The sequence below is a fragment of the Klebsiella sp. GG_Kp146 genome (genome assembly GCF_040061975.1).
Lineage (GTDB): Bacteria > Pseudomonadota > Gammaproteobacteria > Enterobacterales > Enterobacteriaceae > Klebsiella > Klebsiella quasipneumoniae.
On record NZ_JBEAHA010000001.1, the window covers coordinates 281,830 to 307,173 of the forward strand.

Here is a 25,344-nt window from a genome sequence, read left to right on the forward strand (position 1 = left end):
GATCATGTTACCGGTAAAATAACCCTGACGGATAAGACCGCGAGCTTACTCGAACTCGTTCCACGAGCGGCCATCGCGGGTGATCATGGCCACCGAGGCCACGGGTCCCCAGGTCCCGGCCTGATACGGTTTCGGCGCATCGCGGTCGGCCGCCCAGGCTTCGGTGATAGAGTCCACCCACTTCCACGCCTCTTCCACTTCATCACGGCGGACGAACAGCGCCTGGATACCGCGCATGGTCTCCAGCAGCAGACGTTCATAGGCATCGGCCAGATGCGTCTGATTGAAGGTTTCGGAGTAGCTCAGATCCAGCTTGGTGATCTGCAGGTTATGCTTGTGGTCGAGGCCCGGCACTTTGTTCAGGACCTGGATATCCACCCCTTCGTCCGGCTGCAGTCGAATAGTCAGCTTGTTCTGCGGCAGCTCCTGCCAGGTCTCTTTAAACAGGTTCAGCTCCGGCGTTTTGAAATAAACCACCACTTCGGAACATTTGGTCGGCAGACGTTTGCCGGTGCGCAGATAGAACGGTACGCCAGCCCAGCGCCAGTTATCGATATCAACGCGGATCGCCACGAAGGTTTCGGTGTTGCTGGATTTGTTCGCCCCCTCTTCTTCGAGGTAGCCTGGCACTTTTTTGCCCTGGGCAAAGCCGGCGGTGTACTGGCCGCGAACGGTTTTCTCGCGCACGTTGGAGCGGTCAATACGGCGCAGGGATTTCAGCACCTTGACCTTTTCATCACGGATGCTGTCGGCGCTGAGATCGGACGGCGGCGACATGGCAATCATGCACAGGATCTGCAGCAGGTGGTTCTGGATCATGTCGCGCATCTGTCCGGCCTGGTCGAAGTACCCCCAGCGCCCTTCAATGCCTACCTCTTCCGCGACGGTGATTTCCACATGATCGATGGTACGGCAGTCCCAGTTATTGACGAACAGGGAGTTGGCAAAGCGCAGCGCCAGCAGGTTGAGCACCGTCTCTTTTCCGAGGTAGTGGTCGATACGGTAGACCTGGCACTCTTCAAAAAACTCGCCGACCTGATCGTTGATTTCCCGCGAGGTTTCCAGCGAGGTGCCCAACGGTTTTTCCATGACCACACGCGCAGGCTTGGCATTGAGCTTCGCTTCGCCCAGACCTTTACAGATGGCGCCAAAGGTGCTCGGCGGCATGGCGAAATAGTTGATGGTGACGCGATTCTTTTGGTCCAGCATGTCGCCCAGGCGGGTGAAGCCGCTGGTGTCATTGACGTCAAGATTACAGAACTCCAGGCGTCCGCTCAGGGTATCCCACAAACCTTCATCAATTTTTTCCTTCATGAAGGTTTCCAGCGCTTCGCGCACCACTTTGGTGTAAGCCGCTTTATCCCAGTCGGCACGGCCGACGCCAATGATCCGGGTGTCGGCGTGGATCTGGCCCGCCTTTTCAAGCTGATACAGGGAAGGCAACAATTTACGCCGCGCCAGGTCGCCCTTCGCGCCGAAAATGACCAGGTCGCATGCCTGGGCCGTTTGCGTTACCGCCATGTCATTCTCCTCAGTTGATAGTCTGGTGCTTTTGCCAGGCTATATTTGTAATTTTCTTACACTGCACTGTACTGTGTTTACGTATTTCCCGAAAGCCTTCCCCTCCGTTTGCGGCGGGAAAACCGCACAGGGTGAAAACATTCGGCGATGATTTGGGCATCTGGCTGATATTGCTCGTTGTTTGTACCTGTTTCAGGTCAGTAAAATACGACTCTGATCATGTAATGAAAAAAAACAACATTATTTCCCGTCATTCCTCACCGCTTGCGCTTGCGGAGGGGTATATTCTTGCTAAAACGCCCGATGATTTCACCCATTAATGAAATCGTTTCCATTGATGAGCGCCCTGTTACTAATGAACATGCTGGAAAAAATCCAGTCCCGACTGGAACACCTTAGCAAATCTGAACGCAAAGTGGCGGAAGTGATCCTTGCCACCCCTGCGCAGGCCATTCATTCGAGCATCGCCGCCCTCGCCCTTGAGGCCGGGGTGAGCGAACCGACCGTCAATCGCTTTTGCCGCAGTCTCGAAACCCGCGGCTTTCCTGATTTCAAACTGCATCTCGCCCAGAGCCTTGCGCACGGCACACTCTATGTTAACCGCAATGTTGATGAAGACGACAGCGTTGAGTCATACACGGGAAAAATATTTGAATCGGCCATGGCGAGTTTAGATCAGGTCCATCATTCTCTCGACATGTCGGCAGTGAATCGCGCGGTGGATCTCCTGACTCAGGCCAAAAAAATCGCCTTTTTCGGCCTGGGCTCTTCGGCGGCGGTCGCTCATGACGCGATGAACAAATTTTTCCGCTTTAACGTGCCGGTCATCTATTCCGACGACATTGTCCTGCAACGCATGAGCTGTATGAATTGCGATGACGATGATGTGGTGGTGATTATCTCGCATACCGGCAGGACCAAGAGCCTGGTGGAGCTGGCGCAGCTGGCCCGTGAAAACGATGCCATGGTGATCGCCCTTACCTCCCCCGGCTCGCCGCTGGCCCGGGAAGCCACGCTGGCCATTACCCTGGATGTGCCGGAAGATACCGACATCTATATGCCAATGGTCTCGCGTCTGGCCCAGTTGACCGTCATTGACGTGCTGGCGACTGGCTTTACCCTGCGCCGGGGAGCAAAATTCAGAGATAACTTGAAGAGGGTCAAGGAAGCGCTGAAGGAATCGCGTTTTGATAAAGAACCGTTCGTACCCAGTGATAATCAATAAAAGTTGATAACAAGCAGTACCCCATTACACCTTCGATAACGATCCGGCTGTGCGACGTTGCAGGCTGGCGCTACCGAATCCATGTTCACGCAACACCAAAGTTGTATCAGTCAACGGAGTATTACATGTCCAGAAGGCTTCGCAGAACCAAAATCGTTACTACCTTAGGCCCGGCAACTGACCGCGATAACAACCTGGAAAAAGTTATCGCCGCGGGCGCAAACGTAGTGCGTATGAATTTCTCTCACGGCACCCCGGAAGATCATCAGCTCCGTGCCGATAAAGTGCGTGAGATTGCGGCAAAACTGGGCCGTCACGTAGCCATCCTCGGCGACCTCCAGGGACCAAAAATTCGCGTATCGACCTTTAAAGAAGGCAAAATTTTCCTCAACGTCGGCGACAAATTCCTGCTCGACGCCAACCTCGGCAAAGGCGAAGGCGACAAAGAGAAAGTCGGAATCGACTATAAAGGCCTGCCGGCGGACGTCGTGCCTGGCGATATCCTGCTGCTCGACGATGGTCGCGTGCAGCTGAAAGTCCTCGAAGTTCAGGGGATGAAAGTGTTCACCGAAGTGACCGTCGGCGGCCCGTTGTCCAACAACAAAGGGATTAACAAGCTGGGGGGCGGCCTGTCTGCCGAAGCGCTGACTGACAAAGACAAGGCCGATATCGTCACCGCCGCTAAAATCGGCGTCGACTATCTCGCCGTCTCCTTCCCGCGCTGCGGCGAAGACCTGAACTACGCCCGTCGCCTGGCGCGCGATGCCGGTTGCGATGCGAAAATCGTCGCCAAAGTCGAGCGTGCGGAAGCCGTCTGCGACCAGGACGCCATGGACGACGTGATCCTCGCCTCCGATGTGGTGATGGTTGCCCGCGGTGACCTCGGCGTCGAAATCGGCGATCCGGAGCTGGTGGGCATCCAGAAAGCGCTGATTCGTCGTGCGCGTCAGCTGAACCGTTCCGTCATCACCGCCACCCAGATGATGGAGTCGATGATCACCAACCCGATGCCGACCCGTGCGGAAGTCATGGACGTGGCCAACGCCGTGCTGGATGGTACCGATGCGGTGATGCTCTCCGCGGAAACCGCTGCCGGTCAGTACCCGTCGGAAACCGTGGCCGCGATGGCGCGCGTCTGTCTGGGCGCCGAAAAAATCCCGAGCCTCAACGTCTCCAAACACCGTCTGGACGTCCAGTTCGACAACGTGGAAGAAGCGATTGCCATGTCGGCGATGTATGCCGCCAACCACCTGAAAGGCATCACGGCCATCATCACCATGACCGAATCGGGCCGTACCGCGCTGATGACCTCGCGCATCAGCTCCGGTCTGCCGATTTTCGCCCTGTCCCGCCACGAGCGCACCCTGAACCTGACCGCCCTCTACCGCGGGGTGACGCCGGTGTTCTTCGACAGCCAGAATGACGGGGTGGCCGCTGCGCACGATGCCGTCAATCTGCTGCGGGACAAAGGCTACCTGGTCTCCGGCGATCTGGTGGTCGTTACCCAAGGTGACGTGATGAGCACCATCGGCAGCACCAACACCACGCGTATCCTCACCGTCGAGTAAGCCTCGGTCTCTACCTGCCAGCGCTACGGCTGGCAGGTATTTTTTTGCCCAACGCCCGGCAGGCTACACCATCCAGCTCAGCAATAGCGTCGCAGCGATCACCGTCGACGCCCCACCGATACGCGTCGCAATCTGTGCAAACGGCATCAATCCCATGCGGTTTGAGGCCGAGAGAATGGCGACATCCCCCGTTCCGCCCAGCCCGCTGTGGCAGCTGGTAACGATGGCGGCTTCCACAGGATACATATTAAGACGTGAAGCGATAAAGAACCCGCTCAGCGCCATGGCAATGACAATGGAGCCGCACACCACGACGTAGCCAACGGAGAAGACCGAGACCACGCTCTCCAGCGGTACATACAGCATGCCCAGGCCGATCATCAGCGGCCACACCAGCGCGGCGGAGACGAACTTGTAGCAACTGTGCGCCCCCAGCTCCATCGCCGCCGGGATAACTTTTGTATATTTGCAGAATACCGCCGCCAGAATCATCAGAACCGGCCCCGGAATATGCACCACCTTCTCCAGCAGACCGCCGATGATGAAAAAAGCGCAAATCATCAGCAACCCGGCGCCCATGAGCTGAAAATCGGTGGGCTGCGTACTCTGAATCTGCGCAAAGACGCTATTATCTTCATGGCTGCGGATCAGCATCCCGTTGCCGGACAGCGCCGGGCGACGAGCGCCCATGCGGGCCAGAAAGCCGGCGCAGATAATTGCGAAGATGTTACCCACCACCGCCGCCGGCGCCAGTTGAGCCACGTAGACATCTGGCGCCTGTCCGAGGATCGCCGAATAAGCCAGCGACAACGGCAGGATCCCTTCGCCGATGCCGCCACCGATAATCGGCACAATGATAAAGAAGAAGGTGTGATACATACTGTAGCCGAACAAGCTGCCCACCAGCAGGCCGGTTACGATTGCCGCGGCGGTTCCGACCACCAACGGGACAAACATGCGCACCATCCCCTGGATCAGAATCGTGCGGTTCATGCCAAGGATACTGCCGACCACCAGGCAGGCGATGACGAAATAGAGGAGATTGGCCTCCTTCATCAGCAAATGCACGGTATCGAGCGTATGCGCTTCAAATACGCCAAAGTAGACCAGCACTGAGGGCGTCATCAGACACAAAATCGCCGGACCGCCAATATCTTTTAACACCGGCACCATGCGGCCAATTTTCGCCAGTGCGAACCCCAGGGTCATGATGACCGCCAGTCCGCCAATCATGTTTTTTGGCAACAACCCCGCGCCAGCGGATAGCGCCACTATCGCGGCGATACCTATAAACAGCGTTAACGGCACGGCGCCGACTTCGATATTGGCGAAAAGTCGAGTCGCTTGCCCGTTCGGCAACGTTTTATCTATCGGGTGGTTGAGTGAATTATTTTTCATATTTTTACCTGAATAATAAGGAGGTCACGTAGGGTCAGGATGCAATATTAAAATCGCGCAGCACTATGAACTAAAAAGCACTAAACGCCGTATCAACTAAATACACTGAAACGGTAGCACAGGACTTTAAAACTAAAAACGACAACCGTATTAACGCTGCCGGCTTTGTGACTGAGCCATAAAGTTTATTTTAAGTAATTTAATTTATTATCGCGAAGCTAAAGTTATCGCCAGCTAAAATAATGAACTCTGTTAATACAACGCTATGATTTAATAATCTTTTCTCTATTTGTAAGTAAAATAGCCAAGGCGAAATTATTTAAAGCCAGATGACTGTGATGGCTATCACCTTTTAAATATTAGGGGATCGTTAGATTGGCAGCACAACAACCCGATAATATATGTCAGGACATTTTATGCCTTCACTGCTCTTGCAATCTCTTTTCCCGTTGGTATTTATCATGCTGCTCGGATGGCTTAGCGGTAAACTCGGCTATACCCGCCGTGAGGACGCCTCCGTACTTGCCACGGTGGTTATCCGCTTTGCCCTTCCTTTTCATCTTTTTATCGGCGCATTACATACCAGCCCGGATAAAATAAAAAACTTCACCTTTATGGCGGTGCTGGTTATTGGTCTGATGGGGTCGTATTTTCTTACGCTACTGATCTCGCGCTACGTTTTTCGTCATGATATTAAAACCAGCGCGATTCAGTCGCTGGTTTGCGCCTTCCCCGATATGGCCTACTTTGGCGCCCCCGTGCTGGCGGTGCTGATAGGTCCGGAGGGCTTTCTCGGGGTGCTTATCGGAAACCTGGTGACCAGCGTGTTGATGATCCCTCTGACCATCATCCTGATCCGCATGGGAGACCAGCCCGGAGACGCTGAGGCTCCCCAGCTCCACGCCAAGCAGTTGATCCTGCAAAACCTACTTAACGCCGTGCGAAATCCCATTGTCTGGATCCCCATTTCCGGGGTGCTGCTCAGCCTGGCCGGGATCCAGCTACCGCCTCTGCTCAGCGTCCCCGTCGAAATGGTGGGTAAAATCGCCGGCGGTCTGTCACTGTTCGCCCTTGGGCTGCTGTTTTACGGTGAACGTCCGACAGTCAATATTCAAACCTGCACCAACATTAGTATTAAAAACCTGATCCAGCCGGCCATGATGGCGCTGGCCGGGCTGGCCTTTGGGCTCAGTCATTCCCTGATGCAACAGGTTATTATCATTGGCGCCACGCCTTCCGCTATCGCGGCGGGGATGTTTGCCCTGCGCAGCGATACCTATATTGAACCCGCCTCATCTTCTATTTTGCTGGGCACCGCCATCGGCGTGGTCACCGAAGGCGTCATGATTTATCTCATTTCGTAATCACAGAAATAAAACACCAAGACATCAGGCAATGTTTTAATTTGATATTCAGGAGTCATGTAATGTTAGCCACAGAAACCTTATACACCCCCTATAACGGTGCTGTCCTGCTGGAAAACCCGTTATTAAATAAAGGCCTCGCGTTTACGGAAAGCGAACGCACAGCGTTTAATCTTCAGGGACTGTTACCGCACAATGTGGAAACCATTGAGGAACAAACCGAGCGCGCATGGGGTCAGTTTTGTCAGTTCAAAAAAAGCATTTCGCGCCATATTTATCTCAGAAATATTCAGGACACAAACGAGACGTTATTCTATAACCTGCTGCGCAGCCATATGAAAGAGACGCTGCCGATTATTTATACCCCGACGGTGGGTGAAGCGTGCGAACACTTTTCAGAAATATATCGCCGGGGACGCGGCCTGTTCATCTCCTGGCCCAACCGTCACCATATTGACGAGATGCTTCAGGGGTTTTCCCGCAACGATATCAAAGTCATCGTGGTAACCGATGGCGAGCGTATTCTGGGGCTGGGCGACCAGGGGATCGGCGGTATGGGGATCCCCATTGGCAAACTCTCGTTATATACCGCCTGCGGGGGCATTCACCCGGCATCAACGCTGCCCATTATGTTAGATGTCGGGACCAACAATCCGCAGCATCTGGAGGATCCGCTATATATGGGCTGGCGACATCCGCGCATCAGCGATGAGCAGTACCTGGAGTTTATGGACATGTTTGTTCATGCCATTCAGCAGCGCTGGCCGAATGTCTTGCTCCAGTTTGAAGATTTTGCCCAAAAGAACGCCACGCGACTGCTCAACCGCTATCGACACCAGCTGTGTTGTTTTAACGATGATATTCAGGGAACCGCCGCCGTGACCTCGGGAACCCTGATCGCCGCCGCTGCCGCCGCCGGGACGTCGCTCCGCGACCAGCGGGTGGTTTTCCTTGGCGGCGGTTCGGCCGGATGCGGCATTGCGGAAAAAATCATTGCGCTGATGGTGGATGATGGGCTCTCAGAAACGGAAGCACGTCGCCGCATCTTTATGGTTGACCGCTTTGGTCTGCTGACTGATGAGATGCCTAATCTGCTCAATTTTCAGCGCGAGCTGGTCACCCCCCGAGCCAGTATCGCCCACTGGGATACCGAGGCGGCCCAGCTGTCGCTGATGGATGTCGTACGCAACGTCCACCCTACCGTGCTGATCGGCGTGTCAGGCCAGCCGGGGCTGTTTAGCGAAGAGATAGTGAAAGAGATGCATCGGCACTGCCCGCGTCCGATTATTATGCCGCTCTCTAACCCCACCTCCCGAGCCGAGGCCCAGCCGAAGGATCTGCTGGAGTGGACCCGGGGTAGCGCGCTCATCGCCACCGGCAGCCCGTTCGACCCTGTCTTCTATGACGGCAAAACCTACGACATTGCCCAGTGCAACAACGCCTATATTTTCCCCGGTCTGGGGCTGGGGATCCTTGCCAGTAAAGCCGAGCGCGTCACCGAAGCAATGCTTATCACCTGCAGTAAAACGCTGGCCGCCCACTCGCCTCTGGCGACCCGCGAAACCGGCGGTTTACTGCCGCCGGTAGAAGAGATCGAGATGATCTCACGGGCTATTGCCGCAGAGGTCGCCCGCGCGGCTCAACTGGACGGCGTAGCGCCGCAGATTGACGAGGCGCAGCTGGCGGCGAATATCGATAAAACCTTCTGGCGAGCGCGCTACACCGCGTATAAACGTTCGTCATTGTGATCGCTCATCTCGCGGGAAGCCGGCTGGCTTCCCGCCACTCGGGGGAACCACCCATGTTCAATGTGCTGATTGTCGATGATGATCCTATGGTGGCCGAACTGAACCGGTTGTTTATCAGCCAGGTAGCTGATTTTCACTGCTGCGGAGTCGCGACGACGATCGCCGATGCCAACGCGATGCTGAGCCATCTGGCGCCGATCGATCTGCTGCTGCTGGATGTCTATATGCAACAGGAGAGCGGCCTGGACCTGCTGCCGGCGCTTCGCGCTGATGGGCGGAATATTGATGTCATCATGATGACGTCCGCCGCCGATGCGCTCACCGTGCAGACGGCGCTGCGCTATGGCGTGGTTGATTACCTGATTAAACCGTTTCAGTTTCCGCGCTTTGAGCAAGCCCTGCGAACCTGGCGCAATAAACGCGATGCGAAGCAAGCGAAATCCTGCTACGCCCAAGCGGATATCGACACCCTGCTACGCCGCGGGGTTAAACAACAGGACGGCCCCCGCCGCTTGCCGAAAGGGCTGACGCCGCAAACGCTTCGCCTGGTGTGCCGGTGGATAATCGCTCATCAGGCGCGAGATTTTTCAACCAATGAGCTGGCGGCGGCACTGCAGATCTCCAGAGTTTCATGCCGCAAATACCTGATTTGGCTGGAACAGATCAACGTGCTATTCACCAGCAATCACTACGGTATCACCGGCCGACCGGAGTATCGTTACCGGCTTGCGGCTGAGAACATGATGTTGCTGACGCAATATAGCCAGTGAGCCGGGAATGCCCACTGGCGCGCCTGCAGACTACTTCTTAGGGTACAGCTCTTTGCGTTTGTAGGGCTCGATTTCACCCGGCTTGCGCGTCTTCAGCAGCTTCAGGATCCAGGTGTACTGCTCGGTGTGCGGCGTAACAAACACCTCCACCTCTTCGTTCATCCGCCGGGCGATCGTTGTATCGTCAGCGTCCAGCAGATCGTCCATCGGCGGGCGCACCAGCACCGTCAGGCGATGCGTTTTGCCATCGTAGACCGGGAACAGCGGAACGACGCGGGCGCGGCATACCTTCATTAAACGGCCAATCGCCGGCAGCGTGGCCTTATAGGTCGCGAAGAAATCCACAAACTCGCTGTGCTCGGCGCCGTGATCCTGATCGGGGAGATAGTAGCCCCAGTAACCCTGGCGCACCGACTGAATAAACGGTTTGATCCCGTCGTTGCGCGCGTGCATCCTTCCGCCAAAACGACGACGTACGGTATTCCACACGTAATCGAAGACCGGGTTACCCTGGTTGTGGAACATCGCCGCCATCTTCTGCCCGCCGGAGGCCATCAGCATCGCCGGGATATCCACGCCCCATGCGTGCGGGACGAGGAAAATCACCTTTTCATTATTGCGCTGCAGCTCGTCGATGATCGCTTTACCCTGCCAGTCGACGCGGGCGAGAATTTTCTGCGGATCGCGCAGGCCCAGCTCGGCCATCATCACCATCGCCTGCGGCGCCGAGGCGTACATGGCGTCGATGATCGCTTCCCGCTCGTGCTCGCTTTTATCCGGGAAGCAATACAGCAAATTAATCTGCGCCCGGCGGCGCGAGCTTTTCGCCAGACGCCCGACCAGACGACCGAGTTTGCCGAGAAGCGGATCGCGAAAGGAAGGCGGCGTCAGCGCAATACCGGCGAAGGCAAAGACCCCCAGCCAGGCGCCCCAGTAGCGCGGCAGTAAAAAAGATTTTTCAAACTTAGGGATAAACTCAATATTATTTTTTTTCGTTTCCATGCCCAATCCGCAGATCGACTGCTTAATCAAGATAATGGGATAGTGTAGCGAGACGTTGGGTATCCTACAAAATAAAAAGCCGGCGCCCTTGGGGCACCGGCTTTTCACTGACCGGTGGTTAGTCAAACCGCAGCTGCGGAACGACCTCTTTGACCTGCGCCAGATAATCGGTACGGTCGGAACCGCTCAGCCCTTCGGTACGCGGCAGTTTCGCCGTCAGCGGGTTGACCGCCTGCTGGTTGATCCACACTTCGTAGTGCAGGTGCGGCCCGGTAGAGCGTCCGGTATTCCCCGACAGCGCAATACGATCCCCGCGCTTCACTTTCTGCCCCGGCTTCACCAGCAGCTTACGCAGGTGCATGTAGCGAGTGGTATAGGTACGGCCGTGGCGGATGGCCACGTAATACCCGGCGGCGCCGCTACGCTTGGCCACCACCACTTCGCCATCACCCACCGCCAGCACCGGCGTTCCCTGCGGCATCGCGAAATCGACGCCACGGTGCGGCGCGACGCGCCCGGTGACCGGGTTCAGACGACGCGGGTTAAAGTTAGAGGAGACGCGGAACTGACGCGCCGTCGGGAAGCGCATAAAGCCTTTCGCCAGCCCCGTCCCGTTGCGGTCGTAGAATTTTCCGTCTTCGGCACGAATGGCAAAGTAGTCCTTTCCGTCAGAACGCAGGCGCACGCCAAGCAGCTGGCTTTGCTCGCGTTTGCCGTCAAGCATTTCGCGCGACATCAATACCGAGAACTCATCGCCTTTCTTCAGCTTACGGAAATCCATCTGCCACTGCATGGCCTTGATCACCGCGCTGATTTCCGTGCTGGTCAGCCCGGCATCGCGCGCGCTGGAGACAAAGCTGGCGCCGACGGTGCCTTTCAGCACGCTGTTGACCCAGTCGCCTTTCTGCAGCTCGCTGCTCATTTTAAAGCCGTTAGCCACGCGGGTGTAGGTGCGGGTTTCGCGGCGGGACATCTCCCAGGTCAGACTCTGCAGATCGCCGTCGGCGGTCAGGGTCCAGGAGAGCTGCTGGCCAATCTTCAGATTACGCAACTCTTTATCGGCGGAGGAGAGCTGGGCGATATCACCCATATCGATACCGTACTGGTTCAGGATGCTGCTGAGGGTATCGCCGGTCGACACCACGTATTCGTGCCCGCCGGCATCGCTATCGGCTTTTTCGTCGAGTTCATCCTGAGGAATGGCTTCTTCTTCCTGCGGGGCCTGGTCGATCGGCTCGGAGGCTTCCGGCAGCAGGGAGCGGATCTCGCTTTTTTCCAGTTCAATGGTTCTGACGATGGGGGCGGATTCCGGGTGGTAAATGTAGGGTCGCCAGACGGCGACCGCTAAGGTAAGAACGCTAAGCGACCCCAGCATGACGCGATGAGGTCGTGGCAGATTGTTAAATGCCTGAGTGACAGCGCGGGCTATCTGTTGCACGTATTCACTTCCTCGTTAATCTCCTTTCAGGCAGCCCGAATACTGATTCGCCAGCTGGGTGAGGAATTGCGGGTAACTCGCTTTACCCAGCTTAATTCCGCTACCCAGTGGATCCAGGGTCCCCATGCGCACAGACGTGCCCCGGGCAACAGCTTCGATAACCGCTGGCCTGAACTGTGGCTCAGCAAAAACGCAAGTGGCTTTCTGCTCAACCAGTTGTGTTCTGATTTCGTGTAAACGCTGCGCACCGGGCTGTATTTCAGGGTTGACGGTAAAATGCCCCAGCGAGGTCAAACCGTAGTGTTTTTCAAAGTAACCGTAGGCGTCATGAAAAACGAAATAGCCCTTTCCTTTCAGCGGTGCCAGCTCATTGCTAACCTGCTTGTCGGTCGCCGCCAGCGCGGCCTCGAACTGCTGCAGGTTGCTGTCGAGTTTGGCTCGACTCTGCGGCATAAGTTCCAATAATTTATCGTGGATTGCAACCGCCGAAAGCCGCGCTATCTCTGGGGATAACCACAGATGCATATTGTAGATACCGTGATGGTGATCGCCGTCACTTTTTTCCGCTGCGCCATGGTCATGACCATGATGATCGTCATCGTCGTCAGCGCCGGTCATCAGCAGCGGTTTGACCCCATCCAGCTCTGCGATAGTCACCTTTTTATTCGCCGCAATGCTTTGCGTCGACTTATCCATAAAGGCTTCCATTTCCGGACCGATCCACACCACTAAGTCTGCGTTCTGTAAGCGTTTTACATCGGAAGGACGGAGAGAATAATCATGCTCGGAGGCGCCATCGGGCAGCAGCACCTGGGTGTCGGTAACCCCATCGGCGATAGCCGCCGCGATAAAGCCCAGCGGTTTCATGGAAGTCACCACGGCGGCACTGGCCTGCGGTACCTGTGCGAACAAAAAAACAGCGCCAAGTCCAGCGCAAAGAAGCGTATTTTTATGTAACATAATGCGTCTAGTCATCGAAACGAGTGAGTGTGATGTGATATTATAACATTCACTAGCTTGTGCAACCCCTAAATGATTATGACAAACCTTGTAACGCTGGAAAATGTCTCGGTGGCCTTTGGCCAACGCCGCGTGCTGTCTGACATCTCGCTGGCTCTCACGCCAGGCAAAATATTGACCCTGCTGGGCCCCAACGGCGCCGGCAAATCGACGCTTGTGCGGGTGGTTCTGGGGCTGGTAGCACCGACAGAGGGTGTTATCAAGCGCGAAGAACGCCTGCGGATAGGCTATGTGCCGCAGAAACTGCATCTCGACGCCACGCTGCCGCTGACCGTCAGCCGCTTCCTGCGTTTGCGTCCAGGCACCCGCAAAGACGACATCCTGCCGGCGCTGAAGCGCGTGCAGGCCGGGCATCTGATCGACGCCCCGATGCAAAAACTTTCCGGCGGAGAAACCCAGCGCGTGCTGCTGGCTCGCGCCCTGCTCAATCGCCCGCAGCTGCTGGTGCTGGATGAACCGACCCAGGGCGTCGACGTCAATGGCCAGGTTGCGCTCTACGATCTTATCGACCAGCTGCGCCATGAGCTGGACTGCGCGGTGCTGATGGTCTCCCACGACCTGCATCTGGTCATGGCCAAAACCGACGAGGTATTGTGCCTGAACCAGCATATCTGCTGCTCAGGCGCACCAGAGGTCGTCTCCATGCATCCGGAGTTTATCTCCATGTTCGGCCCACGCGGCGCGGAACAGCTGGGGATCTACCGCCATCACCATAATCACCGCCACGATCTTCAGGGGCGAATTGTACTGCGTCGGGGAAACAGCCGCTAATGATTGAACTTTTGTTACCTGGCTGGCTGGCCGGGATGATGCTGGCCTGCGCCGCCGGCCCGCTGGGCTCCTTTGTGGTCTGGCGCCGTATGTCCTATTTCGGCGACACACTGGCGCATGCCTCGCTGCTCGGCGTCGCTTTCGGTTTACTGCTGAACGTCAATCCGTTTTATGCGGTGATCGCCGTCACCCTGCTGCTGGCCGGCGGGCTGGTATGGCTGGAAAAACGGCCGCATCTGGCGATCGATACCCTGCTGGGCATCATGGCGCACAGCGCGCTCTCCCTGGGGCTGGTGGTGGTCAGTCTGATGTCTAACGTCCGCGTCGATCTGATGGCGTACCTGTTCGGCGATCTGCTGGCGGTCACCCCGCAGGACCTGATCGCCATTGCCATTGGCGTGGTGATTGTGATTGGCATTCTGCTCTGGCAGTGGCGGAATCTGCTGGCGATGACCATCAGTCCGGACCTGGCGTTTGTCGATGGCGTGAAGCTGCAGCGGGTCAAGCTGCTGTTGATGCTGGTCACCGCCCTGACTATCGGCGTGGCGATGAAGTTCGTCGGGGCGCTGATCATCACTTCCCTGCTGATTATCCCGGCCGCCACCGCCCGCCGTTTTGCCCACACGCCGGAGCAGATGGCCGCCGTGGCGGTGGGCGTGGGCATGCTGGCCGTCACCGGCGGGTTAACCTTCTCGGCTTTCTACGACACGCCGGCCGGTCCATCGGTGGTGCTGTGCGCCGCGGTGCTGTTTATTCTCAGCATGACGAAAAAAGCCGCCAGCTAAAAATGAAAAACCCGGTCGCGCTGCTGACCGGGTCTCCCGATGAACGACACATCCGTAGCGAACTACGGCATCTCCGGCGGCGTAATCCCGAAATGATTCCAGGCGCGCACCGTCGCCATTCTTCCCCGCGGCGTACGCTGCAGAAAACCCTGCTGAATTAAGTAGGGCTCCAGCACATCTTCAATGGTTTCCCGCTCTTCGCCAATCGCGGCGGCGAGGTTATCCAGCCCCACCGGTCCGCCGAAGAACTTATCTATCACCGCCAGCAGCAGCTTGCGGTCCATATAGTCGAACCCTTCCGCATCGACGTTGAGCATATCCAGCGCCTGGGCGGCAATGTCGGCGGAGATGGTGCCGTCGTGGCGCACTTCCGCGAAGTCACGCACCCTACGCAGCAGACGGTTGGCAATACGCGGCGTGCCGCGTGAACGGCGGGCCACTTCCAGCGCGCCCTCGTCGCTCATCTCCAGCCCCATATGCCGGGCGCTGCGGCTGACAATATGCTGCAGATCGGGGATCTGATAGAACTCCAGACGCTGCACGATGCCAAAGCGGTCGCGCAGCGGCGAAGTCAATGAACCGGCCCGGGTGGTGGCGCCGATCAGGGTAAACGGCGGCAGGTCGATTTTAATCGAGCGCGCCGCCGGACCTTCGCCAATCATGATATCCAGCTGGTAATCTTCCATTGCCGGATAGAGCACCTCTTCCACCACCGGCGAGAGGCGATGGATCTCATCGATAAACAGCACATCATGCGGTTCAAGGTTGGTGAGCATCGCGGCGAGATCGCCCGCTTTCTCCAGCACCGGGCCGGAGGTGGTACGCAGATTCACCCCCATTTCATTGGCGACGATATTGGCCAGGGTGGTTTTCCCCAACCCTGGCGGGCCAAAAATCAGCAGGTGATCGAGGGCGTCACCGCGCAGCTTCGCCGCCTGGATAAAAATCTCCATCTGCGAACGCACCTGCGGCTGGCCGACATACTCTGCCAGCAATTTTGGGCGGATGGCGCGGTCAGCGGCCTCTTCGAAGCCGCTGCTGTCTGCCGATACCAGCCGGTCTGCTTCAATCATCCCTTACCTCACAACGCGGCGCGCAGCGCTTCGCGGATTAGCGTTTCACTGTTGGCGTCCGGACGCGCGATCTTGCTGACCATCCGGCTGGCCTCCTGCGGTTTATAGCCCAGCGCGACCAGCGCGGCAACCGCTTCCTGCTCGGCATCGTCCGCCGTCGGGCCTGCCGGTGAGGTCAGTACCAGATCGGCGGCCGGGGTGAACAGATCGCCGTGCAGCCCTTTGAAGCGGTCTTTCATCTCAACGATCAGGCGTTCAGCGGTTTTTTTGCCAATCCCCGGCAGCTTCACCAGCGAGGCGACCTCTTCCCGCTCAACGGCGTTGACGAACTGCTGCGCCGACATGCCGGAGAGGATCGCCAGCGCCAGCTTTGGCCCTACGCCGTTGGTTTTGATCAGTTCTTTAAACAGGGTACGCTCCTGTTTGTTGTTAAACCCATACAGCAGCTGGGCATCTTCACGCACCACAAAGTGGGTGAAGACAATCGCCTCCTGCCCGGCCTCCGGCAGCTCATAGAAGCAGGTCATTGGCATGTGCACTTCATAGCCGACGCCCGCCGTTTCCAGCAACACCAGCGGGGGTTGTTTTTCGAGAATGATGCCTCTGAGTCTGCCTATCACGTGGGGCTCCTGCGTTATGGTCTAAGTATCTGGCGGTATCATAAAAAAAGGCTGGATAGATATCCAGCCTGATTTGCGATTATCGTAAGCGCCCTCGCGCCAGATTGAGCCGGGTCTCGCTGATCTGCGCGGCATTCTGGCTGACATGGCAATGGGTGATGGCGATCGCCAGCGCATCCGCCGCATCCGCTTGCGGATTGGCAGGCAGCTTGAGCAGGGTGCGCACCATGTGCTGGACCTGACTCTTTTCAGCGCTGCCGATGCCGACAACCGTCTGCTTAACCTGGCGGGCGGCATATTCAAACACCGGTAACGACTGATTGGTCGCCGCCACGATCGCCACCCCGCGCGCCTGCCCGAGCTTTAACGCCGAGTCGGCATTCTTGGCCATAAAGACCTGCTCAATGGCGAAAAAGTCAGGCTGGAACTGGGTGATGATCTCCGTCACTCCAGCGTAGATCAGCTTAAGCCGCGACGGCAAATCGTCCACTTTGGTGCGGATACAGCCGCTGCCAAGGTAGCTCAGCTGCCGGCCAACCTGACGGATCACGCCATAACCGGTAACGCGCGACCCCGGGTCAATGCCGAGAATAATAGCCATCACGCGCCTCCGGTTAACCGTGGATGCGACTGCATCACAGGGTGGCTGCGACCTCGTCGGAGATCTCGCCGTTATGGTACACTTCCTGCACGTCGTCGCAGTCTTCGAGCATATCGATCAGACGCAGCAGCTTCGGCGCCGTCTCGGCATCCATATCCGCTTTGGTGGACGGGATCATCGAGACTTCGGCAGCGTCGGCTTTCAGGCCAGCTGCTTCCAGCGCGTCGCGTACGGCGCCCATCTCTTCCCAGGCGGTGTAGACGTCGATCGCGCCGTCGTCATAGGTCACCACGTCTTCAGCGCCAGCTTCCAGCGCCGCTTCCATGATGGTGTCTTCATCGCCTTTCTCGAAGGAGATGACGCCTTTTTTGCTGAACAGGTAGGAGACGGAACCGTCGGTGCCGAGGTTACCACCGGTTTTAGTGAAGGCGTGACGCACTTCCGCAACGGTACGGTTACGGTTGTCGGACAGACATTCCACCATCACCGCGGTGCCGCCAGGGCCATAGCCTTCATAAATAATGGTTTCCATGTTCGCGTCTTCATCGCCGCCGACGCCGCGCGCGATGGCGCGGTTCAGGGTGTCGCGGGTCATGTTGTTAGACAGCGCTTTATCCACCGCCGCACGCAGACGCGGGTTGGACGCAGGATCGCCGCCGCCCAGACGCGCTGCGGTAACCAGTTCGCGAATGATTTTCGTAAAGATTTTACCGCGCTTGGCATCCTGTGCCGCTTTGCGGTGTTTGGTGTTGGCCCATTTACTATGACCTGCCATAAAAAACTCTCCAAAAAGCGCGCCCTTTCAGGCGGCGTTAATTACAAATTCTTCAATCGCCTGCCGGTTGCTCCACGACTTGGTCAGCGCAGCGGCTTCCGTCGCGCTGACCCAGCGGTAGGCCAGATGTTCGGTAAAGGTAATTTCCCGCTCATGAGGCAGCGCAAGACAGAACCAAAATTCCGTATTACGCTCCACTCCCGGCGCATAGCGATGACGCAAATGAGAAAATATCTCGAACTCCACCGTGCGCTGACAGTCGATTAAGGTCAGTTGCTCGCAGGCAACGTCAATGGCGACCTCTTCCTTTACTTCACGCGCGGCGGCCTGCAGCGCGGTCTCTCCTGCTTCCAGGCTGCCGGTAACCGACTGCCAGAACGCGGGATCGTCGCGCCGCTGCAACATCAGCACCCGTTTGGTATCTTCGGCGTAAATCACCACCAGCACCGAAACGGGCAGCTTAAATGACATATTACTTGTTCTCCAGAGACGCTTTTGCCTCTTTCTCCACAACCTGAATACCCAGTTCACTGAGCGCCGCCGGATTGGCGAAGCTTGGCGCTTCGGTCATCAGGCAGGCGGCCGCGGTGGTTTTCGGGAAAGCGATAACGTCGCGGATGTTATCGGTGCCGGTCAGCAGCATGGTCAGACGGTCAAGACCGAACGCCAGGCCCGCATGCGGCGGGGTACCGTATTTCAGCGCATCGAGCAGGAAGCCGAATTTCTCACGCTGTTCCTGTTCGTTAATGCCCAGAATACCAAATACCGTCTGCTGCATGTCGCCGCGGTGGATACGCACCGAACCGCCGCCGACTTCATAACCGTTAATGACCATATCATAGGCGTTGGCCACGGCCTCTTCCGGCGCAGCTTTCAGCTCGTCCGCCGTCATATCTTTCGGCGAGGTGAACGGATGGTGCATCGCCGTCAGGCCGCCTTCGCCGTCGTCTTCGAACATCGGGAAGTCGATCACCCACAGCGGCGCCCATTTGCTCTCGTCAGTCAGGCTCAGATCTTTGCCCAGCTTCAGACGCAGCGCGCCCAGCGCGTCGGCCACCACTTTCTTGTTGTCGGCGCCGAAGAAGATCATGTCTCCGTCCTGCGCGCCGGTGCGGTCGAGGATCGCTTCCACGATTTCAGCGGTCAGGAATTTGGCCACCGGGCTGTTGATCCCGTCCATGCCTTTGGCACGTTCAGTCACTTTAATATAAGCCAGCCCTTTCGCGCCGTAGATCTTGACAAAGTTGCCGTATTCGTCAATCAGCTTGCGGGTCAGAGAAGCCCCGCCCGGCACGCGCAGCGCCGCCACGCGCCCTTTCGGATCGTTGGCCGGGCCGGCAAAGACCGCGAACTCCACTGATTTCAGCAGGTCGGCGACGTCCACCAGCTCCATCGGGTTACGCAGGTCCGGTTTATCGGAGCCGTAGCGACGTTCGGCTTCGGCGAAGGTCATGATCGGGAAATCGCCCAGATCGACGCCTTTAATCTCCAGCCACAGCTGACGCACCATCGCTTCCATGATCTCACGCACCTGCGGCGCGGTCATAAAGGAGGTTTCCACGTCGATCTGGGTAAATTCAGGCTGACGGTCGGCACGCAGGTCTTCATCGCGGAAGCATTTGACGATCTGATAGTAGCGGTCGAAGCCGGACATCATCAGCAGCTGTTTGAACAGCTGCGGCGACTGCGGCAGCGCGTAGAATTTGCCTTTATGCACGCGGGAAGGCACGAGGTAATCGCGGGCGCCTTCCGGGGTGGCTTTGGTCAGCATCGGGGTTTCGATGTCGAGGAAGCCATGGTCATCCATAAAGCGGCGCACAAAGCTGGTGATTTTCGCGCGGGTTTTCAGACGCTGCGCCATTTCCGGACGACGCAGGTCGAGGTAGCGGTATTTCAGACGCGCTTCTTCGGTGTTGACGTGATTGGAGTCCAGCGGCAGCGATTCTGAGCGGTTAATGATCGTCAGATCGGAAGCCAGCACTTCGATAGCGCCGGTGGCCATGTCCGCGTTGATGTTTTTCTCTTCACGCGCGCGAACGGTGCCAGTGACCTGAATGCAGAACTCATTACGCAGTTCAGAGGCTAACTTCAACGCATCCGCACGATCCGGATCGAAAAACACCTGAACGATGCCTTCGCGGTCGCGCATATCGATAAAAATGAGGCTACCGAGATCGCGACGGCGGTTGACCCAACCACACAGAGTCACCTGCTGCCCAACGTGGGACTGTCGAAGCTGTCCGCAATATTCTGTACGCATGAGATATCCCTTAACTTAGCCGTCGGCGGATTGTCGTCTGCCCTGCAGGCGACGAGGTCGCAGCTTTAGCTGATGTCACAACTGAATGAAAAAAGGCGGCTATTATACTGGAAATTCTGTCGTTCGATAAGTCCGACGCACGATGTACGCTGCTTTGCTGCGCGCTTAACGTCCACACTCACATAAATTAACAAAATTTGTTACCCTTTTGCTGAAGCCGCAAAGGTATTGTAGCCGCCTGACAACAGATGAAGATACGGGGATACCATGTTAGAACTCAATGCGAAAAACACGGCGCTGGTGGTGATCGATCTGCAGGAAGGCATTCTGCCTTTTGCCGGCGGCCCACATCGGGCTGACGAGGTGGTGGCGCGCGCCGCCCGCCTGGCAGACAAGTGCCGACAACAGGGTTCGCCGGTCATCATGGTCCGCGTCGGCTGGTCGGCCGATTTCGCCGAAGCGCTGAAACAGCCTGTCGACGCGCAGGCCGGGGCGCATACGCTGCCTGAGAACTGGTGGACCTATCCGGCCACGCTGGGTAAGCAGGAGAGCGATATCGAAGTGACCAAACGCCAGTGGGGCGCGTTCTATGGCACCGACCTTGAGCTTCAGCTGCGTCGCCGCGGTATCGACACCATTATTCTCTGCGGCATCGCCACCAACATCGGCGTCGAATCCACCGCCCGCAACGCCTGGGAGCTGGGTTTTAACCTGGTCATTGCCGAAGATGCCTGCAGCGCCGCCTCCGCCGAGCAGCATCAGGGCAGCATGACGCATATTTTCCCGCGCATCGGCCGCGTGCGCAGCACCGAGGAGATCCTCGCCGCGTTATGATTTATATTGGGCTTCCCCAGTGGTCGCACCCGAAATGGGTGCGCCTTGGCATCACCAGCCTTGAAGAGTACGCCCGCCACTTCAATTGCGTCGAGGGCAACACCACCCTGTATGCGCTACCGAAGCCGGAGATTGTCGCCCGCTGGTACGAGCAGACCCACGATGACTTCCGCTTCTGCTTTAAATTTCCGGCGACTATCTCGCACCAGTCCGCCCTGCGCCACTGCGACGATTTAAGCCGTGAATTCTTCACCCGCCTGGCGCCGCTGGCCTCGCGCATCGGCCAGTACTGGCTGCAACTGCCGGCGACCTTCGGCCCTCGCGATCTCCCGGCGCTATGGCATTTTCTCGACGCACTGCCGAAGGATTTCACCTACGGCGTCGAAGTTCGTCACCCCGAGTTCTTCACCAAAGGGGAAGCGGAACAGCAGCTCAACCGCGGGCTGCACCAGCGCAGCGTCAACCGCGTGATCCTCGACAGCCGCCCGGTCCATAGCGCCGCAGCCACCAGTCCGGCGATGATCGACGCGCAACAAAAGAAACCGAAGGTGCCGGTGCATGCGGTGATGACCGCCCGGCAGCCAATGGTGCGCTTTATCGGCGGCGACGATATGGTCCATAACCGGGAACTGTTTCGCGTCTGGCTGCAGACGCTGCCGAAATGGCATCAGTCAGGGACGCCGTGGCTGTTCCTGCATACCCCCGATATTGCCTACGCGCCGACGCTGGTCGATACCCTGTGGGGCGATCTGCGCGCCGCCCTGCCGGCGGCAGGAAATGCGCCGTCGATTCCGCAGCAATCTTCTCTTTTCTGATATCCTGCTATCATATCCGGAGCCATCTGCCAGAGTTAAAGGGAGTTTTCGTATGGTCAGCGCGCTGTATGCCGTTTTAGGTGCGTTATTGTTAGTGAAGTTCTCATTTGACGTGGTGCGTTTGCGCACCCAATACCATGTAGGCTACGGCGACGGCGGCTTCAGCGAGCTGCAGGTCGCCATCCGCGTTCACGGCAATGCCGTCGAATATGTGCCGATTGGCCTCATTTTACTGTTATTTATGGAGATGAACGGCGCCCAGACCTGGATGGTGCACGTTTGCGGCATTTTATTGATCGTCGGACGGCTGATGCACTCCTGGGGTTTTCATCACCGCGTCTACCACTGGCGCCGCTCCGGCATGAGCGCCACCTGGTGCGCGTTGTTGCTGATGGTGCTGGCCAATCTCTGGTATATGCCCTGGGAGTTGGTTTTCTCCCTCCGTTAGCGCACAATACGCCGTTTTCGTTTTTTCGGGTTTAACGTTATGTCTCACCGCGATACGCTTTTTTCCGCGCCGATTGCCAGCCTCGGCGACTGGACCTTTGATGAACGGGTTGCTGAAGTCTTCCCCGATATGATCCAGCGTTCTGTGCCTGGCTACTCCAATATCATCTCGATGATCGGCATGCTGGCCGAGCGCTTCGTTCAGCCCCACACCCAGGTTTACGATCTTGGCTGTTCGCTGGGCGCCGCCACCCTCTCCGTGCGCCGCAATATTAGCCATCCGGGATGTCGCATTATCGCCATCGACAACTCCCCGGCGATGGTGGAGCGCTGCCGTCGCCATATTGACGCCTATAAAGCGCCGACGCCGGTCGAGGTGATTGAAGGGGATATCCGCGATGTGGCCATTGAAAACGCCTCGCTGGTGATCCTGAACTTTACCATTCAGTTCCTTGAGCCGGGCGATCGTCAGGCGATCCTGAATAAAGTCTATCAGGGGCTGAATCCCGGCGGCGCGCTGGTGCTCTCGGAGAAATTCAGCTTCGAAGACGCCCACGTCGGTGAGCTGCTGTTCAATATGCATCATGACTTTAAGCGCGCGAACGGCTACAGCGAGCTGGAGATTAGCCAGAAACGCAGCATGCTGGAAAACGTGATGCTGACCGACTCTGTGGAAACCCATAAAAAACGCCTGCGTCAGGCGGGGTTCGAACATGCTGAACTGTGGTTCCAGTGCTTTAACTTTGGCTCGCTGGTGGCAGTAAAATCCGGGGAGCAGGCATGATCGACTTCAGTAACTTTTATCAGCTGATCGCCAAAAGCCCGCTGTCTCACTGGCTGGAGACGCTGCCTGCCCAGGTAGCCGCCTGGCAGCGCGAGGCCCTGCACGGCAAGTTTCGCGAATGGGAGCGCGCCGTTGAGTTTCTTCCGGAATTAACGCCCTGGCGTCTGGACCTCCTGCACAGCGTCACCGCCGAAAGCGAAACGCCGCTCAGCGAAGGCCATCGGCTGCGGGTAGAAAACCTGCTTAAAAACCTGATGCCATGGCGCAAAGGCCCTTATTCGCTGTACGGCATCAACATCGATACCGAATGGCGCTCCGACTGGAAATGGGAGCGCGTCCTGCCGCATCTGTCCGATCTTAGCGGACGGACCATCCTCGACGTGGGCTGCGGCAGCGGCTATCACATGTGGCGGATGATCGGCGCGGGCGCGCATCTGGCGGTCGGCATCGATCCCACCCAGCTGTTCCTGTGCCAGTTTGAAGCGGTGCGTAAGCTGCTTGGCAACGACCAGCGGGCGCATCTCCTGCCGCTGGGCATCGAGCAGCTCCCGGCGCTGGAGGCCTTTGACACCGTGTTCTCGATGGGCGTGCTCTACCATCGCCGCTCGCCGCTGGACCACCTGTGGCAGCTGAAAGATCAGCTGGCGCCGGGTGGCGAGCTGGTACTGGAGACGCTGGTGGTCGAAGGCGATGAAAATACGGTGCTGGTTCCGGGCGACCGCTATGCGCAGATGCGCAACGTCTATTTTATTCCCTCCGCGGCGGCCCTGAAAATGTGGCTGGAGAAGTGCGGGTTTATCGATGTGCGCATCGTCGACGCCTGCGTCACCTCAACGGAAGAGCAGCGGCGCACCGAATGGATGACCAGCGAATCGCTGGCCGATTTCCTCGACCCGCAGGATCGGCGCAAAACCGTGGAAGGCTATCCGGCGCCGCTGCGCGCGGTGATTATCGCCACCAAACCGGAAACGCAGCAGTCGCTGGCGAAGAAAGCGAGATAAAAAAAGGCCCCTGTTTAATGGGCAGGGGCCTGGTACGGGCAATCATCATATTGGGCGACATGATGTGCAGCAAAAACCGTTTAACTTCTGTCAGCGGAAATTATCTTTTTCATCTCCGCCACCGCTGCGCCATTGACGGCGTAGCGTCTGTATTCGTCTGCATCGGGATCGGCTGACATCGAAACGCCTGGATGACGAAAGCGCATTTCCGATGGCAACCACTGGCCTGCAGAGCTATGAACCTCTTTCACCCCCGCCTGCAGAAACAGCGGCAGGTTCGCGGCGCGCACTCCCGCACCGGCCATAATGATTGGAGTATCCCCTGCGGCAATAAGTTCCGTAATTAATGAAATACCTTTCTCCGCCGAGGATTGCTGACCGGAAGTCAGGATACGTTTAACCCCCAGCTCACCCAGCGTCTCCCAGGCCTGACGCGGGTCGGCGCACAGATCGAACGCGCGATGAAAGGTCACCGCCAGCGGCCCGGCCGCGGCCATTATTTTTTTCATCCGCGGGATATCGACCTGACCATCGGCATTCAGCACGCCGGTCACCAGCCCGGGAAAGCCGAGCTCCCGCACCATGCGGATATCGCCAAGCATCGCGGCGAACTCCTCTTCGGTGTAGCAGAAATCGCCGCCGCGCGGGCGGATAATCGGATGCACCGGGAGGGTAATCGCCTCGCGGACCGAGACCAGCACCCCGTAAGAGGGTGTTAGTCCCCCTTCCTGCGGCGCGGCGCAGAGTTCAATACGATCGGCGCCGCAGCGCTCAGCCTCCCGGGCGCACGCCATGCTGTAACAACAAACTTCCAGTACCGCCATTGCTCACTCCCTGATCCAGACAACTTTCTCAGCATGTCATGATTTCACGCGGCAGACGCCGCGCGGCTTCACACTGTTATGTATCGGCTTGCTCGCTGGCGACGATTTGTTCAATAGACCATGGGTGAAATTTGACCGTCACGCTGCCGTCGGTGACCGCCAGGGTGGGATTCGGCAGACGCTCATGTTCCCCTTTCGGCGAGCTGGTTTTGACAACGATCCCCGGCTGGCTGAGTCCGTCATCGGCCAGCAGCGCCAGAGCGCGGGCATTTAAGGTAGCCGGATCGCCGGGCAGGACAATTTCAATATGCTCCCAGCCTTCATGGGGATAACGCTTTTCACCCGGCCACGGCAGCTCAACGATATGAAAGCGCCAGTGCGCCACGCAGACCGGCTCCGCCAGTTTAAACAAGCAGATAGGCCGACCGTTGATCATATTCTCCGACAGCAGGGTTCCGCACTGCGCCAGCCCACTGCGCCAGCGCTCCGCGGTGGCGTTCTGATGACAGCGCAGAGAGATATGGTCGGCGTCGAGTCCGCCGATCTCCAGTCCCAGTCGCGCAGCGAAGCGCTGTAGCGCATCGGAAAATCGCGGGAGATCCGCCGTAATATCGGCCAGTTGTTCAATCTGCTGCCAGTTCGCCATGGGTTTGCTCGTCACTTATGTTCATCAATAATAAAAAGGCTAATCTACCGTGTT

General features: G+C 57.6%; 26 protein-coding genes. 12 read left to right on the top strand and 14 right to left on the bottom strand.

Features of this window, described 5'->3' with window-relative positions; translation table 11 throughout:
• Positions 1–45: 45 nt before the first annotated feature.
• A complete protein-coding gene (gene zwf, locus ABLU95_RS01350; protein WP_348878642.1) occupies positions 46–1,521 on the bottom strand; it encodes a glucose-6-phosphate dehydrogenase in 1,476 nt (491 codons plus the stop codon).
• Positions 1,522–1,531: 10 nt separating this feature from the next.
• Entirely contained in the window at positions 1,532–1,681 is a 150-nt protein-coding gene (locus tag ABLU95_RS01355; RefSeq protein WP_032453387.1) for a hypothetical protein, read from the bottom strand.
• Between the two features lie 159 nt (positions 1,682–1,840).
• Between ABLU95_RS01355 and ABLU95_RS01360 the strand changes: the two genes are divergently transcribed.
• Both ABLU95_RS01360 and pyk read left to right on the top strand, forming a co-directional pair.
• Entirely contained in the window at positions 1,841–2,746 is a 906-nt protein-coding gene (locus ABLU95_RS01360; RefSeq protein WP_072096624.1) for a MurR/RpiR family transcriptional regulator, read from the top strand.
• 125 nt (positions 2,747–2,871) lie between these two features.
• Positions 2,872–4,314, top strand: a complete 1,443-nt coding sequence (gene pyk / locus ABLU95_RS01365; protein ID WP_002911440.1) for a pyruvate kinase — start codon at positions 2,872–2,874, stop codon at positions 4,312–4,314.
• Between the two features lie 63 nt (positions 4,315–4,377).
• Here the strand turns inward: pyk and ABLU95_RS01370 are convergent, their stop codons facing one another.
• Complete coding sequence (locus ABLU95_RS01370) at positions 4,378–5,712, bottom strand: 2-hydroxycarboxylate transporter family protein (protein WP_348878644.1); 1,335 nt, start codon at positions 5,710–5,712, stop codon at positions 4,378–4,380.
• A 416-nt stretch (positions 5,713–6,128) separates the two neighbouring features.
• Here ABLU95_RS01370 and ABLU95_RS01375 point away from each other — a divergent pair, with 416 nt between their 5' ends.
• The 3 genes from ABLU95_RS01375 to dcuR all read left to right on the top strand — a co-directional run bounded on the left by ABLU95_RS01375 (position 6,129) and on the right by dcuR (position 9,594).
• Positions 6,129–7,076, top strand: coding sequence for an AEC family transporter (locus tag ABLU95_RS01375; protein ID WP_087849344.1), 948 nt, complete (start codon positions 6,129–6,131; stop codon positions 7,074–7,076).
• A gap of 62 nt (positions 7,077–7,138) precedes the next feature.
• Complete coding sequence (locus tag ABLU95_RS01380) at positions 7,139–8,824, top strand: NAD-dependent malic enzyme (RefSeq protein WP_065881155.1); 1,686 nt, start codon at positions 7,139–7,141, stop codon at positions 8,822–8,824.
• Positions 8,825–8,877: 53 nt separating this feature from the next.
• On the top strand, positions 8,878–9,594 hold the full coding sequence (gene dcuR, locus ABLU95_RS01385; protein ID WP_348878645.1) for a two-component system response regulator DcuR: 717 nt from the start codon (positions 8,878–8,880) through the stop codon (positions 9,592–9,594).
• A 30-nt stretch (positions 9,595–9,624) separates the two neighbouring features.
• Here the strand turns inward: dcuR and lpxM are convergent, their stop codons facing one another.
• The 3 genes from lpxM to znuA all read right to left on the bottom strand — a co-directional run bounded on the left by lpxM (position 9,625) and on the right by znuA (position 12,994).
• A complete protein-coding gene (gene lpxM, locus ABLU95_RS01390; RefSeq protein WP_044523984.1) occupies positions 9,625–10,596 on the bottom strand; it encodes a lauroyl-Kdo(2)-lipid IV(A) myristoyltransferase in 972 nt (323 codons plus the stop codon).
• Positions 10,597–10,714: 118 nt separating this feature from the next.
• A complete protein-coding gene (gene mepM / locus ABLU95_RS01395; RefSeq protein ID WP_023290249.1) occupies positions 10,715–12,034 on the bottom strand; it encodes a murein DD-endopeptidase MepM in 1,320 nt (439 codons plus the stop codon).
• 15 nt (positions 12,035–12,049) lie between these two features.
• Positions 12,050–12,994, bottom strand: a complete 945-nt coding sequence (gene znuA / locus ABLU95_RS01400) for a zinc ABC transporter substrate-binding protein ZnuA (protein WP_048297818.1) — start codon at positions 12,992–12,994, stop codon at positions 12,050–12,052.
• Between the two features lie 78 nt (positions 12,995–13,072).
• On the opposite strand from znuA, the gene znuC reads away from it, so the two are divergent.
• Positions 13,073–13,825 carry a zinc ABC transporter ATP-binding protein ZnuC gene (gene znuC, locus ABLU95_RS01405; protein WP_004203406.1) on the top strand — a complete coding sequence of 251 codons (753 nt, stop codon included), beginning with the start codon at positions 13,073–13,075 and terminating at the stop codon, positions 13,823–13,825.
• Positions 13,825–14,610, top strand: a complete 786-nt coding sequence (znuB, locus tag ABLU95_RS01410; RefSeq protein ID WP_065881150.1) for a zinc ABC transporter permease subunit ZnuB — start codon at positions 13,825–13,827, stop codon at positions 14,608–14,610. Before znuC ends, znuB begins: the two co-directional genes overlap by 1 nt.
• A 62-nt stretch (positions 14,611–14,672) precedes the next feature.
• On the opposite strand, the gene ruvB is transcribed toward znuB, so the two are convergent.
• The 6 genes from ruvB to aspS all read right to left on the bottom strand — a co-directional run bounded on the left by ruvB (position 14,673) and on the right by aspS (position 19,939).
• Positions 14,673–15,683 carry a Holliday junction branch migration DNA helicase RuvB gene (gene ruvB, locus ABLU95_RS01415; RefSeq protein WP_004148860.1) on the bottom strand — a complete coding sequence of 337 codons (1,011 nt, stop codon included), beginning with the start codon at positions 15,681–15,683 and terminating at the stop codon, positions 14,673–14,675.
• An 8-nt stretch (positions 15,684–15,691) separates the two neighbouring features.
• Positions 15,692–16,303 carry a Holliday junction branch migration protein RuvA gene (gene ruvA, locus ABLU95_RS01420; RefSeq protein WP_002911454.1) on the bottom strand — a complete coding sequence of 204 codons (612 nt, stop codon included), beginning with the start codon at positions 16,301–16,303 and terminating at the stop codon, positions 15,692–15,694.
• A 79-nt stretch (positions 16,304–16,382) separates the two neighbouring features.
• Complete coding sequence (ruvC, locus tag ABLU95_RS01425; protein WP_004203412.1) at positions 16,383–16,904, bottom strand: crossover junction endodeoxyribonuclease RuvC; 522 nt, start codon at positions 16,902–16,904, stop codon at positions 16,383–16,385.
• A gap of 34 nt (positions 16,905–16,938) precedes the next feature.
• On the bottom strand, positions 16,939–17,679 hold the full coding sequence (locus ABLU95_RS01430) for a YebC/PmpR family DNA-binding transcriptional regulator (RefSeq protein WP_002911459.1): 741 nt from the start codon (positions 17,677–17,679) through the stop codon (positions 16,939–16,941).
• A gap of 27 nt (positions 17,680–17,706) precedes the next feature.
• A complete protein-coding gene (gene nudB, locus ABLU95_RS01435) occupies positions 17,707–18,150 on the bottom strand; it encodes a dihydroneopterin triphosphate diphosphatase (protein WP_002911477.1) in 444 nt (147 codons plus the stop codon).
• A 1-nt stretch (position 18,151) separates the two neighbouring features.
• The gene (gene aspS / locus ABLU95_RS01440) at positions 18,152–19,939 is read right to left on the bottom strand and encodes an aspartate--tRNA ligase (protein ID WP_023290254.1); all 1,788 of its coding nucleotides are present in this window, start codon (positions 19,937–19,939) and stop codon (positions 18,152–18,154) included.
• 267 nt (positions 19,940–20,206) lie between these two features.
• Here aspS and ABLU95_RS01445 point away from each other — a divergent pair, with 267 nt between their 5' ends.
• From ABLU95_RS01445 to cmoB, 5 genes are read left to right on the top strand one after another with little or no spacing between them, the layout of a single operon-like run.
• On the top strand, positions 20,207–20,773 hold the full coding sequence (locus tag ABLU95_RS01445; RefSeq protein ID WP_032453393.1) for a hydrolase: 567 nt from the start codon (positions 20,207–20,209) through the stop codon (positions 20,771–20,773).
• Positions 20,770–21,588 (top strand): DUF72 domain-containing protein, encoded by an 819-nt coding sequence (locus ABLU95_RS01450; RefSeq protein ID WP_348878649.1) that lies wholly within the window; start codon positions 20,770–20,772, stop codon positions 21,586–21,588. The genes ABLU95_RS01445 and ABLU95_RS01450 overlap by 4 nt, the downstream gene beginning before the upstream one ends.
• A gap of 52 nt (positions 21,589–21,640) precedes the next feature.
• Entirely contained in the window at positions 21,641–22,036 is a 396-nt protein-coding gene (locus ABLU95_RS01455; protein WP_008804243.1) for an MAPEG family protein, read from the top strand.
• A 39-nt stretch (positions 22,037–22,075) separates the two neighbouring features.
• On the top strand, positions 22,076–22,819 hold the full coding sequence (cmoA, locus tag ABLU95_RS01460; protein WP_004203422.1) for a carboxy-S-adenosyl-L-methionine synthase CmoA: 744 nt from the start codon (positions 22,076–22,078) through the stop codon (positions 22,817–22,819).
• Positions 22,816–23,820, top strand: a complete 1,005-nt coding sequence (cmoB, locus tag ABLU95_RS01465) for a tRNA 5-methoxyuridine(34)/uridine 5-oxyacetic acid(34) synthase CmoB (protein WP_064154391.1) — start codon at positions 22,816–22,818, stop codon at positions 23,818–23,820. The genes cmoA and cmoB overlap by 4 nt, the downstream gene beginning before the upstream one ends.
• An 80-nt stretch (positions 23,821–23,900) precedes the next feature.
• On the opposite strand, the gene cutC is transcribed toward cmoB, so the two are convergent.
• Positions 23,901–24,644 (bottom strand): copper homeostasis protein CutC, encoded by a 744-nt coding sequence (gene cutC / locus ABLU95_RS01470; protein ID WP_023290259.1) that lies wholly within the window; start codon positions 24,642–24,644, stop codon positions 23,901–23,903.
• Positions 24,645–24,720: 76 nt separating this feature from the next.
• Positions 24,721–25,290, bottom strand: coding sequence for a VOC family protein (locus ABLU95_RS01475; protein WP_023290260.1), 570 nt, complete (start codon positions 25,288–25,290; stop codon positions 24,721–24,723).
• Positions 25,291–25,344 lie beyond the last annotated feature (54 nt).